13 protein-coding genes are annotated in these 11685 nt (G+C 65.6%); 3 read left to right on the top strand and 10 right to left on the bottom strand.

Features of this window, described 5'->3' with window-relative positions:
- Positions 1–89: 89 nt before the first annotated feature.
- From AOT83_RS10710 to AOT83_RS10690, 5 genes are read right to left on the bottom strand one after another with little or no spacing between them, the layout of a single operon-like run.
- Positions 90–1439, bottom strand: coding sequence for a radical SAM protein (locus AOT83_RS10710; protein ID WP_082628289.1), 1350 nt, complete (start codon positions 1437–1439; stop codon positions 90–92).
- An 11-nt stretch (positions 1440–1450) separates the two neighbouring features.
- Complete coding sequence (locus AOT83_RS10705; protein WP_057966408.1) at positions 1451–1906, bottom strand: hypothetical protein; 456 nt, start codon at positions 1904–1906, stop codon at positions 1451–1453.
- Positions 1903–2238, bottom strand: coding sequence for a hypothetical protein (locus tag AOT83_RS10700; protein ID WP_057966409.1), 336 nt, complete (start codon positions 2236–2238; stop codon positions 1903–1905). The genes AOT83_RS10705 and AOT83_RS10700 overlap by 4 nt, the downstream gene beginning before the upstream one ends.
- Complete coding sequence (locus tag AOT83_RS10695; protein WP_057966410.1) at positions 2235–3011, bottom strand: prolipoprotein diacylglyceryl transferase family protein; 777 nt, start codon at positions 3009–3011, stop codon at positions 2235–2237. The genes AOT83_RS10700 and AOT83_RS10695 overlap by 4 nt, the downstream gene beginning before the upstream one ends.
- 50 nt (positions 3012–3061) lie before the next feature.
- Positions 3062–4153, bottom strand: coding sequence for a UDP-N-acetylmuramate dehydrogenase (locus tag AOT83_RS10690; protein ID WP_057966411.1), 1092 nt, complete (start codon positions 4151–4153; stop codon positions 3062–3064).
- Between the two features lie 26 nt (positions 4154–4179).
- On the opposite strand from AOT83_RS10690, the gene AOT83_RS10685 reads away from it, so the two are divergent.
- Together AOT83_RS10685 and AOT83_RS10680 are read left to right on the top strand one after the other, a co-directional pair.
- Positions 4180–4683 (top strand): DUF2505 domain-containing protein, encoded by a 504-nt coding sequence (locus AOT83_RS10685; protein WP_030096418.1) that lies wholly within the window; start codon positions 4180–4182, stop codon positions 4681–4683.
- 10 nt (positions 4684–4693) lie between these two features.
- Positions 4694–5209, top strand: a complete 516-nt coding sequence (locus AOT83_RS10680) for a DUF2505 domain-containing protein (protein WP_057966412.1) — start codon at positions 4694–4696, stop codon at positions 5207–5209.
- Between the two features lie 15 nt (positions 5210–5224).
- Here the strand turns inward: AOT83_RS10680 and AOT83_RS10675 are convergent, their stop codons facing one another.
- Together AOT83_RS10675 and AOT83_RS10670 are read right to left on the bottom strand one after the other, a co-directional pair.
- Positions 5225–6304: a hypothetical protein gene (locus tag AOT83_RS10675; protein WP_057966413.1), complete on the bottom strand. Its 1080-nt coding sequence runs from the start codon at positions 6302–6304 to the stop codon at positions 5225–5227.
- A complete protein-coding gene (locus AOT83_RS10670) occupies positions 6301–7629 on the bottom strand; it encodes a hypothetical protein (RefSeq protein ID WP_057966415.1) in 1329 nt (442 codons plus the stop codon). Before AOT83_RS10670 ends, AOT83_RS10675 begins: the two co-directional genes overlap by 4 nt.
- Before the next feature lie 68 nt (positions 7630–7697).
- Here AOT83_RS10670 and AOT83_RS10665 point away from each other — a divergent pair, with 68 nt between their 5' ends.
- The gene (locus AOT83_RS10665) at positions 7698–8135 is read left to right on the top strand and encodes a hypothetical protein (protein ID WP_057966416.1); all 438 of its coding nucleotides are present in this window, start codon (positions 7698–7700) and stop codon (positions 8133–8135) included.
- A 1-nt stretch (position 8136) separates the two neighbouring features.
- Here AOT83_RS10665 and AOT83_RS10660 read toward each other — a convergent pair whose 3' ends face one another.
- Genes AOT83_RS10660 through AOT83_RS10650 form a run of 3 tightly spaced genes read right to left on the bottom strand, consistent with a single transcriptional unit; the run spans position 8137 to position 11526 of the window.
- A complete protein-coding gene (locus AOT83_RS10660) occupies positions 8137–9345 on the bottom strand; it encodes a CHAT domain-containing protein (protein WP_057966414.1) in 1209 nt (402 codons plus the stop codon).
- Positions 9327–11012 carry a hypothetical protein gene (locus tag AOT83_RS10655; RefSeq protein WP_057966417.1) on the bottom strand — a complete coding sequence of 562 codons (1686 nt, stop codon included), beginning with the start codon at positions 11010–11012 and terminating at the stop codon, positions 9327–9329. The genes AOT83_RS10660 and AOT83_RS10655 overlap by 19 nt, the downstream gene beginning before the upstream one ends.
- Positions 11013–11067: 55 nt before the next feature.
- Complete coding sequence (locus tag AOT83_RS10650; RefSeq protein WP_030096411.1) at positions 11068–11526, bottom strand: lipoprotein LpqH; 459 nt, start codon at positions 11524–11526, stop codon at positions 11068–11070.
- Between the last annotated feature and the right edge of the window lie 159 nt (positions 11527–11685).

Below are 11685 nucleotides of genomic sequence, written 5' to 3'. Positions count from 1 at the left end.
TTGTATTGCTCGGCCCCCTCATAAGGGACATGTACTTGATGGTATAGCTGCAGATGGAGCTCAATGTTTCGCACATCGATCCGATTTAGCTACAGATAAGCAGCCCCGAGCATGCGGCGCAGCTTCGCCCGGCGTCCCGGTAGTGCCGATGCCGCAAGAGTCATCAATGTCGAGATTCCCAAATCGCAACTATCGCAAATGGTTTTCCACACATCACCGATTGTGGGATGCGATAAGGACGACTGCTCGGAAAGCAGACCCATCAGCGACTCCTTGACCGCCAACCGGAGCTGCTGCGGGACCTCCTGGTCTGCAATGCGATTGGATACCAACCCCAGATTCTCCTTGAGACGCTCGGACCCGATGAGGGCGGTCAGCGACCGCCACACACCCGCGTCGTCACGCACCATGTATCCCACCGAACAACAGTGCGGATGTGAACACGGCAGCGCCGTCAAGTCACGCCAGGTGACGACGTCACCGGTCTGTGGACCAAGGCGTTTGAGCACACCGGTGTGGGTGAGCCGTTGCAGGGGATCGATCGCGCCGGCCCGGCCGGACCCGAACTGCGGCTGAATCGACACACCACCCACATACGGCGTATCGAGGGCGAGCCGGATGACCGCACCAATATCGCTGTCATTGACACCGAGCGCGGCGGTCATGACCAATGTCGTGAAGATTTCTCTATGGGAGAGACGTTGCACCGCCTCGGCTTTGATTCTCGTCAGATCGCCACCTCGATGATGCCGCGACGCGTCCGCCGACGGGCCGTCGTACTGCAGGTAGACCTCCACGCGTTCGCGGTGGCGGGCCAGCAGGTCCAGTAGCGCGTCATCTCGGGCGATGAGAACGCCGTTGGTATTGATCAAGATCCGGGTGATGGGCCGATTCATCAACTCACCGAGCAGCTGGCCGAGATCGGGGTAGACGGTGGGTTCACCGCCGCTCAGCATCAGAACATCCAGCCGGCCGTTCTCGCGGGCCAAGCGCTGGTCCACGTTGGCGAGCACACGCTGCACCGGTACCACACCGTGCAGGTCTGGTGACGAATCGGCGAAACAGGTCGGGCAACGCAAATTACACGCTTCGGTGATGTCGGCCAACAGGATGCAGGTGTGCTGCGTCTGCATCTCGGGCAGCCCACGCAAATACGCCATCGGGATGGGATCGTAATTGCCCGGTACATCCGGAACGTGGGTCTTGGTGGGGGCCGTCCACTCCTCCAGGTACTCAAGGATCTCGGCATCCTCGTCGTAGAGCGTGCGTACCAATCCGTGCACTCGGCAAGCCCGTTCGAGCCAGACCCGATCATCACGATGCGCGAGCCAACCCGAGAGCCGGTCCACCTCCGCCAGCGGACGCTCCGGGTTCCCCTCATGACACAACGGGCAGAAAGCGTTGACGTAGCGCAGGATCCGATCCCCGCGCAGCCCCATACCAGCCACGTCTACTCCAACCCTTCCAGCATCGAAATGCAGCCCACGATGAACCCCGTCATGATCGCCACCGTCGCCCAACCGATCATGAATCCGATTCCCAGCCCCCGAACCCAGCCACGTCCCCAAATGGTCAATCCCAGAACACCTCCCAAGCCAATGACCGACATCACGACGGCCAGCGTGATGGCCCTGGTGTCAGGCGAGAATCCCCCACTCATCGCGTTCTCCAGGACCAGAAAGGTCCCGAAGGTCATCACCCAGAAGACGAAGATCCCGACGAATGTCATCCCCACGACCGCACCACCGCCCGGCCTCGGCGGAGCCTGAAGGTACGGGTAGTACCCCGGCGGATACTGCGGATAGCCCGGCGGCGGTGGGTATCCGGCGGGTCCGTACGAATACGGGCCGTACGGGTAGTGCGGCGGGTGCTCGCCCTCTGGCGGCGGCTGCGGCGGGACGGTCATTGGTACAGCACCGGATTGAGCCCCGTACAGAATCCGACGGTGAGCATCGACACCAACGCCCAGCCGACCATCAGCCCCACCCCCCAACCGCGCTTGTCGCGATCACCCTTCCTAGTGAGCACGCCACCCACACCGAACGCCACCGCGATCCCCACCACCGCGACAAAGCCGGGCACAATCTCGAAGCCGATGCCAGACCTGTCGGCCAGCGACCCGCCGATCATCAGCGCGAGAAACCCGAACACGGCATTACCGAAAATGAACGAGAGTGCACCTGCAACCATCGTCGCTCCGTTGATGCCAGGTTTGGGCTGTTCCGGTGGGTAACTCATGCCCGCACCGCTTCGGAAAGGCGGCCGCGGAAGATGCCGTCGTAGTATCCCCCGCGATATCCGCGCCACAGCCGCCAAGCCGCGAATGTCATCCCCACCAGCAGAACCCATTGTGGTCGAGTGAGATTCAGCCACACCGTCTCGTTGGCACGGCTGAACTCGACGAAGAATCGGAAGACCGCATACGCGGACACGTAGAGGACGAAGAGCTCGCCGGGGTGCGTCACGCGTGAGCGCAGCCACCACCACAGCACCGCGAAAGCCACTAACTGGAAGGCGATCTCGTAGAAAAAGGACGGATGCATGGCCGCGCCGGCCAGGCATCCCGGGCAGTTCGGCCGCGACGCCGGAGCATGCACACCCCAGGGCAGCGAGGTCGGCCGCCCCGGAGCCTCGGTGAGGTGACACCCGATCCGGCCCACGGCCATACCCAACGCCACCGCGGGTGCGAACAGGTCACCGGTCTTGGCCCGGTATCCGATGAGTCGCTTGGCCACCAGAACACCGATGTACGCCCCCAACAGCCCGCCGATGATGCTGCGTGATCCGAACATCCACGCCTCGACCAGGCTGGGATTGTGTGCCGGGTTCAGGTGTTCCAACCAACCCGACAGCCGCATCCCGATCGCACCGCCGACCAGAGCACCCGCCACCGCGATCAACGACTGTTCGGCGGGGGCGCCCCGGCGGCGCGCTTCACAGGCGAAAACAACGGCGGCGACCAGCACGCCGAGCCCCACGAAGAGCCCGTGCACGCCGATTCCCAGCCCCATCGGCTCACTGTACGAGCCATCGCCGCAATGCAACGCTCGATTACCGGAAGTTACAGCGCGCAGCCCACCAGCACCGGCTCGGGAACCAGCCGCACCCCGAAGGCATCCAAGACTCCATCGCGGACGGTCCGGGCCAGCCCCAGCAAGTCAGCGGTGCTCCCACCTCCGCGATGCGTCAGTGCCAGTGCATGTTTCGTCGACACCCGCACCGCCGACCGTTCATCCGGATAACCCTTGACGAACCCGGCCCGCTCCACCAGCCAACCTGCCGAGAGCTTCACCCCGTCAGGGGCCGGATACTGCGGAAAAACGATATCGGGCCCCAACCGTTCACGCACGCGTGCCCGAATTGCGCCCAAATCTCCCTCAGCCACAACAGGGTTGGTGAAGAATGACCCGACACTCCAGGTGTCGTGATCGGAGTCGTCGAGCACCATGCCCTTACGCCGGCGCAGGCCCAGCACCGCCTCGCGCACCGCCAACGCGTCGAAGCGCTCCCCCGGCTCCGCCCCGAGCTCCCTGGCCAGCTCCGGATACCGGATCGGCGAGCTCAGTCCATCGGTGGACAACCCGAATTCGACCTCCAGCACCACGCGCGCGTCGGTGCCCTTGAGAATGCTCGTGCGATAGCCGAACCCCAGCTCGCCGGGCTCATACCAGCGCACCTGGCCGGTCGCCCGGTCCAGCACCCGAACTCTGCGCAGCAGCGAAGCCACCTCGACGCCATAGGCGCCCACATTCTGTACCGGCGTGGCACCGGCGGTTCCCGGGATTCCCGAGAGACATTCCAGTCCACCCAGACCGGCATGCAGCGACAGCGCCACCAACTCGTCCCAGTTGGTCCCCGCATCCGCACGCAGTAGCGGCCCATCCACCTCAACACCGGCCGCCGCGATGTGCACCACGGTGAGGTCCGGAAGATCGTCGGCCAAAACCAGGTTCGAACCGCCCGCCAGCAGCAGGGTGGGATGGCCATCGAGCGCGGCCAGTGTGCCCGTCAACTGTGCTGTGCTCTCGCACCGAATGAGCGTGGCGGCCACCGGCCCCAGCCGCAACGTCGTCAGTGAGGCGAGCGGGGCATCGTCAGCGACCACAGCGCCAAGATCCTCGATCTGCGCGCGCGTTGCTCGTGCCAACCTCACGGGCCGTAACGGTAGCCTTGCCACCCATGGCCCGCTCATTTGACCTGTCAGTGGAGTACTCGGCAACCGTCGAGCAAGTTCACGCGGCCTTCGCCGACAAGGCCTACTGGAACGAGCGTCTGGCCGGTTCCGGCGCAGATACCGCAACCCTGGATTCCCTGAAATCCGAGAACGGCGCCCTCGAGATCGTCACCACCCAGGTGTTGCGCAGCGACCGGCTGCCCGGCATCGTCTCGCAGTTTCACCGAGGTGACCTGCAGATCGTCCGCACCGAGAAATGGGGTGCCATCGCAGACGGCACATCCGAGGGCACCGTGGTGGGCTCGATCCCGGGCGCACCCGTCACCCTGTCGGGCACCGCGCGGTTACAGCCGGGAGCCAAGGGTTCACGACTTGATCTGAAGGTCGGCGTCGAAGTCAAGATCCCCCTGGTAGGCGGCAAAATCGAGGGCTTCGTCGGCGGAAAGCTCATGGACCTGCTCTCTGCGGAACAGCGATTCACCTCCGAATGGATCGCCACCCACGGCTAACCTGGGTCCGATGTCCAGGCGTTCGGTCTTCACGGTGAATTTTCCGGCTCCGGCCGAGAAGATCTACCAGGACTTTGCCAGCCGGGACTACTGGGAAACCTTGATGTCGGCGTACGGATGGCTCACCCCTGTCTCCGAGATTCACACCCACACCGTGACCGATCGCGGTGTCGACGTGGTGCTCAAGCAGAATCTGCCCCGCATCTATCTGCCACCGATCGCGCAGAAGGTGATGCTCACCGACATGGTGATCACCCGCGTGCAGCATTTCGAGCCGTTTGATCAAAGCAAGGGATCCTCGTTGGGCAGCTACGGCGCCTCGGTTCCCGCCGGACCGGGCTCCTTCACCGGAGTGTGCAGGCTCTCCGATACCGATCACGGTTCTCAGCTGAGACTCTCCAGCACGTGCAAGGTGTACATCCCGTTCATCGGGGGCAGGCTCGAAGACTTGATCCTCTACCACGTGAACGACCTGTTCCGGGTGGAGGAAGGTTTCATCACCGACTGGATCTCCAAGCACCACTAGATCGCGATGCGGGTGTCAGTAGTCCGACTCGGCGGCCAGCAGCTCGGCGAGGAACGCGTCATCGGCCGGCCTGGCCAGTCGGGAGCGGGCGAAAGCCCGCACCCGATCGCGTAACCCACTGGGCTCACCCGCGCCACCGGCGCCCACGCTCACTCGCATCGCCGACCAGTCGGCATTCCAGGCCGGCACCTCTTCAGCGGGCCGCTCCTGTGCGTCGAAGACCGGCAGCACCGCGCCGCCATCGGCATCCAGCACGCCGGCCGCATGAAACACACCGCAGCGCAACGAGACCGGAATGCCTTCGGACGATTCCGGACCGGATATCGCCGCCCGCACCCGGGCGGTCACCGCCGCATTCTCGGCAACGACCGCCCATCCGAGATTCTGCTCGGCCGCGTCGAAAATCCCCGGCGGCACGTCCGACCAGGCGATCGTCACGCTGCCGAAGGCGATCGCGCCGAGGGGCCGGGCTTCGTCACCAGAGCCGGCGGCCAATGCATAGTCCTCGCGCCGCGCGGCCCAGATGTCCGGTGAATCCCACTGGAGCCCAATCTCATCGGCAAGTTCGCGACACCGTGCCACGAGCAAATCCACGCGCGGGTCACGATGAGAACCCAGTGCCGCGCCATGCGGTGCCAATAGCCCAGCGACATCCGCGTCCAAGGTGTCGTCGGTGAAATAATCCTCGGCCGCCGCAGTCAGCACCGCGAGCTCGGCGTCGAGCACCGACCGGTCCAGTACGGCGATGCCGTCACGGCGGCTGGCCGGCCACCATCTCCGGAACCAATGTCCCAACGCCAACCGCCGCAAGACATCCGTAGATCCCGGTAGCACCGACACCGACGACAGCTCGATCACCTCGGTGGGATCACGATCACGCAGCGCCTCGACGACGGCGACATGTCCGGCCTCGCCGAGGACCCTCCACATCCAGTCGGCCCGCTCCGCATCCGTGAAGCTGATCACCGGCGGATCCGAAAGGGCTTCGATCGACCACGACAACACCGCACCGCTGACCTCAAGAACGGCGACCGCCGGAACCGGCGCAGGCACAGGACCTGTTGTCCACAAACCCGATTCATTGATCAGTTTCATCCGGCGACCTGCAATTCCAGCATGGCTTTTATCCGCTGCCGGTGGTCCAGGCTCACCGAGCGTGCCACCCCTTCCAACAGCGACCGGAGATCATCGACGTCACCGCAGGATTCCTGCCAGACATCGCGACCATGCAACCGGGCCCACAACCTGCTCAGGTAGGGCCGTGCGAATGCGGTCAGGTCGTCGATGACCTGGCGCTGCCGGGGGTGGATGGCGTCACCGGCGGCAAGATAGCGCCGGGCATGCATGACGTAGGCCTCTTTCGCCAGCCGAGCCTGGACGCGTCCGGACAACTCGTAGCGCGTCGCCACCGAATCGCCCAGTGGCCGCAGGTCCGTGGCCACCTCGACGCCGGCCAGCAGGGCGGCCTGCTTGTCCTCGCTCAGCAGACCCCATGGGGCGCAGGCTCGGTCGACCTCCTCGGCACACAGCAAGGGAACATCGGGCAACTCGTCGCGATCCAGCGCCCGGCGCAGCGTGGCCCGTACCCGGTCAACAACGCTGCGATCCATCGGACGGGCGCCATCGGGATCTCCGTCGATGACCGGAGGCCGTTGCGGTTCAGTGGAACTCAACCCGATGTCGACAATGGACCACGGCAGGGCCGCAGCGTCGCCGTGCGCCCTGGCGCCCAGGTTATATGGGGTGGCATCGGCAATCAGGGCCGCCCACACCCGTTGGCGCGCCGACATCTCGCCATGACTGTCGGCCGCGCCGAGCACCGTGGTGAGGCCCGTGAAGAACGGTCCCGTGATGCTGTCGTCCGGCCGCACATCGCGCCAGCTCCGGTCCCGCAACCTGGCGAGCCGGGTCACCACATCCGGATCCTCGACGTGACGGTTGAGTACCTCGATCGCCGTCCGGTCCCGGTCGCGATGCAGGTCGTGCAGAACCTCCGCCAACGTGTGCCGATCCGCAACCTGCGGAACACCTTTGGTGACGGCCAATTCGAAACACACCGGGAAGTACAGCTCTTGAGCGTTGCCGGTGGTGATGCGCTGCCGGCGCCGCTCAGCCTTGAGCATCACGAACCAGTCTGCGGTGGCCCGCAACTGCGGGCCATGCCCCACGATCAAGGCGTGCATGGCCGCAGCCACCTCCGCCCCCAGCACCGGCGCGGAAAAGGCCGCATTGCTACGCAACCGCAGGACCAGCGGGTCCAGGATTCGTTTCACGGTCCGGCGCAGCGGCCCGCCATCGTCGGTGCTGAGCACCTCGACGCCGGAGCCGATCGCACGCCAGGCCCGGTCGATGACGGCACGCCGCGGCACCGCCGACTGCACCGCGACGGCGGCCTCGGATGTTGCCGACCCGATGCTCACCATCACAAGGGTAATCGTTGTCTGCCGACCAAAAGTTGGGTTCGGTAGCAGCCGGGCGGGCAGACGCTATCGACATGAACACAGGACTGTTTCCCACCATTGCCAGAGTCTTCGGTGGATGCGCGGCGTTGCTGTCCGGTCACCGGAACACGTCGGCGCACCCGGACGAAGAGGCCGACGAACGACTCGTCACGATCGAGGAATTCGCGGCCGAATTCGACCACTTGCTGATCCGCAAGCGGCTGTTGACCGGGGCACAGCGCGCGGTGATCGCCCAGGGCACCCGCTCACGCGGAGTCGTCACCGGGATGAATGCCACCGGCGCGGGCCGTGAGGTGCAACTGGACCTCATGGTGACGCGGCCGGACGGCGGCCAGTTCCCGGCACGGGAGACGGCGGTGATACCTGCCGCCACGCTGCCGAAGATGGCGCCCGGCAGCGTCATCGACGCGTACTACCGGCCGGGTGACCACAGCATCATCGCGGTCCGGGTGCACGCCGGCTGATTCAACGGGCACCGTCGACGGCGAAACTGACCACAGCCGCCCAATGCAGCGGGCTCGCCGCATGGTCGCCGTCGCGCCAGCGCCGCAGCTGAACTCGCTGCCAACGATTCACCGCGCGGCCGGCCTCCTCTTCACGATGCGCACGGTCCACCTCTGCGACCGTTTCGGCCATGGGATCTGTTGTGTGCGTGGAGAACTGGCCGTAGGCAGCTGCTGTCGGCAGCGACCACAGGGTCGCGGTCACCAACTCCGCCCCACCCAGGATCATCGCGGCGGCAAGCCCCGTCGCCTCATCAAAGCGGTAATCGCCGCCAGACGAACAGGCCAACAACGCCACTCGCGGCGGGATCGAGAGCCGCGCGGCCATCATGTCGGCGGCGGTCAGCGGGTGCTCCTCGGCCAGATGCAGGGCCGCCCGCTCGGCGTGGCCGACGGTGCCCTCCGCCGCGCTGGCGTGGCCGACGTACAGCATTCTGGCCGGGCGCTGCGCACACATCTCCGCAAGCCGGTGGCGGTCGATATCGTTCCGGCGGAACAGTTCCACAGGTGCGCCGACCGCAGGCAGCACCTGGCAAGCGTCCATCAACTCGCCGAAATGGCGGGTCAGAGGCGCCTCCGGAGACGGACGGCCCAGCACCGAACCCAACGTTGAATCCGGGCGCTGCCCGGGAACTCGCGGGTCAAGCAGCAGTACCGCAGGACCGTTGTGGCGATCGCACCACCGCGCCGGCTGCCGTGGCGCATGCACGATATTGGGCGGCACCGCCATCAGCACGTCGACCAGCTCCATCAGCCGGAAACCATCTGTGCCCGGCATGGCCAACTGCCCCCAGGGCACCCGGGACAACCGTGGACTGGGTGTCACAAACAGCACCGCACGCGGAGATGACACGGACTCGGACAACAGCTTCCAGCCGTCGGCGGCCACCAGCTGGGAACCCAACGCACGGGCCAGGTCGAGTTCGGCATCGGGCCGCGCAAAGGCTCCCACGGTCAGCGCCCGTTCGATGGCCAAGAGCGCAGTCTCGGACTCGGACGGATCCGGTAGCGCGGAAAAGAGAGCGCCGCAGGCAATTTCCAGGGCTTGCTGCTCGATGACCCAGGTGACCGTCCAGGACGGATCTCCCACCACACGCAGGCTCGCATAGGTGGCGATGCCGAGATCGGCGAATCGCAGAACCAAGGTGTCGGTCACGGCCAGGTCGACCATTCGTCATCGGCGGCGGTGACCTCGCGGCCATACCGCTGCCAGGCCAGTTCCCGATAGCCGCTCATAATCTGATCACCGGCGGGATCCATCCGCATCGGTGGCAGCGGTCCGAGGCGGGTGAGCCCACCATCCGCCTGCACTGGCGGAGCCGCGGCCACCAGCGCCAGATCCCCCTCGACGGGAACCGCCGCAGTGGCCGTCGCGGCCCAGGCACCGGGCGCCGAACCTGCCTGCTTCTCGCTCAGCTCAGCAGTGAAAGCCCCTCGGGCACTGTGATATTCAATCAACTCGGTGAGCAGAACGGTATTGCCCCATTCCTTCGCCACCGCGAAGGCGCCCGCCAGTAGCGGCGCCGACACACACCTGGCCCAGCGCATCCGCGCACCCGCATCGGGGATGGCGTAGCGCACCGCGTCGACAGCCAGCGCCGCAGGCACCTTCAGGTCTGCGGCCTGTTGAAGCTTCGACATCGCGCGCTGGTAACCGGGACCGTCCACATCACCGCGCAACGCTCCGGTAGCGGGGTCGAGACCAAGATCGGCCAGCGCGTCGGCACGCCAGATATTGCCCAGCTGATCGTCGAGACGGGCATATTGCAGCCAGCTGTGCCGCGGGTACGAGTCCAGCAGTTCCCGGGCCTGCGCCACCTTCTCGACCGCAACGGCGAAGTCACCGCGAAGAATGGAGATCCAGCTGCGCTGCAGCAGGATTCGGTGAATGTGCAGCGGCTTTTCGATCTCGCGCCAATGCCGCTCAGCATGCCCCCAGCATTCGTCGGCCTCGTCCAGCGCGCCCATCCGGAATCTGATCAAGCCGAAGTACAGCCAGCTACGGGACACATCGTGCGCCCGGACGTGCTCGGCAATCGCCGGGTATGCCTGGTGAACCAGCGTCTGGGTTTCGGCGATATCGCCGTCCGACCACCGCGCCGCAGCACGCTCCAACTGCGCACGGGCAGCGGCCAACTGCCAGTCCCGCGCGCCGGCGCGCGCCTCGGCTCGGCGCAGCCACGGCTGCGCCTCATCGAGCCGGCCGGTCTCGACGCAGAACCGGCCATACGATAACGCTCCGTTGACAAACAGATGATCGGACTCGGGGTCACCCGCACCCGCGTATTCCTCGAGCTGATCGAGGAGTACGGCCCATATCGGCACCGAGTCCGCATACATGTCGTCGTCGCACAAACCCCTGGCCATCAAAATTCTGGCGTAGCAGATCAGGCCGCGCTGTTCGATGGCCAAATCCTCGAAGTCCCCGGGCGTATCGATCAGAGTGTCCAGACTCGCCGCGGCACCGTCGTGATCACCGCTGGCCGCCGCCAATCCGGCGGCGAGGAACGCGGCACGCCGGGTGTAGCGACAGATCAGGTGGTCGATCTCCGCCTCGGACATGGTGACCCGCGCGGCCAGATCAGGGCGCCGCCCCGATCGGATTTCCGCGTAGGAGGACAGACACTCACGAATCCGCCGTATACCTTCCGTCACACCGTCGTAGGCGGTACGCACCAGATAGACCTCGGCAAGCTGGGCCAACACCTCGCATGCCAGATCGTCGCGGTCGGCCTCCTCGGCCTGGGCAAGCAGTGACAACAAGATCTCCTTAGCGGCCTCTTCCTTGGCCGCCAGCGCCAGGTGACGGGCCCGCTCCAGGTCACCGATGATCGTCACCTCCGAATAGTAAAAAGCGGCGGGCGTGCTGTGCACGCCCGCCGCAGTCGAGATGTCAGCCGCAGCTCACCTTGATGGTGAACGGCTTGGTGATCATCCCGGCCATCGGGTTCTTGACGTCGGCACCCGACGCTTCGCCCGTGATGGTGTACGTCTTTCCGTCGACCTTGACATCGGCCGAGCCGACGCTGGCGCCCATCCCGCTGCTCACCGCGAGCGCGGCACCGTCGTACACCAATCCCAGCGACTGCACCTTGGGCGGCGCCTCGTCGGTCATCACCACACCCAGACCCTGCTGGCCGTTGACGGCGCCACTGGCCACGTTGATCTTGCCGCCCTGCTTGACGCACGTCACCGACTTGAGGTCGAGGCCGGCCAGGTCCTTGCCGTCCACCTTGACCTCGGCGTTGCTGCCCGAGCTCACCTGCGACCCACCCGGCTTGTCGGTCGAGCAGCCCACCACCACCGCACCGGCGGCGAGAAGTCCCATGGCACCCACGATCACTCGATTCATCATCTGTCCCTTCATCGTCCGTCGCCCCGATGGCTCCGTCATGGCTCAAGTGAAAGCGGGCCCATCCGCTACCGATCCCAAGAAATCCCGATTACCGCAGGCCGCAGCCGTCCAGGCACCATGGAGACGTGGCACCCTCCCCCACCCCCCGACCTGGGT

The organism is Mycobacteroides sp. H001 (genome assembly GCF_001440005.1).
In the GTDB taxonomy this organism is placed as follows: Bacteria; Actinomycetota; Actinomycetes; order Mycobacteriales; family Mycobacteriaceae; genus Mycobacterium; species Mycobacterium gwanakae.
This window is presented reverse-complemented; position numbering and strand designations above follow the sequence as displayed.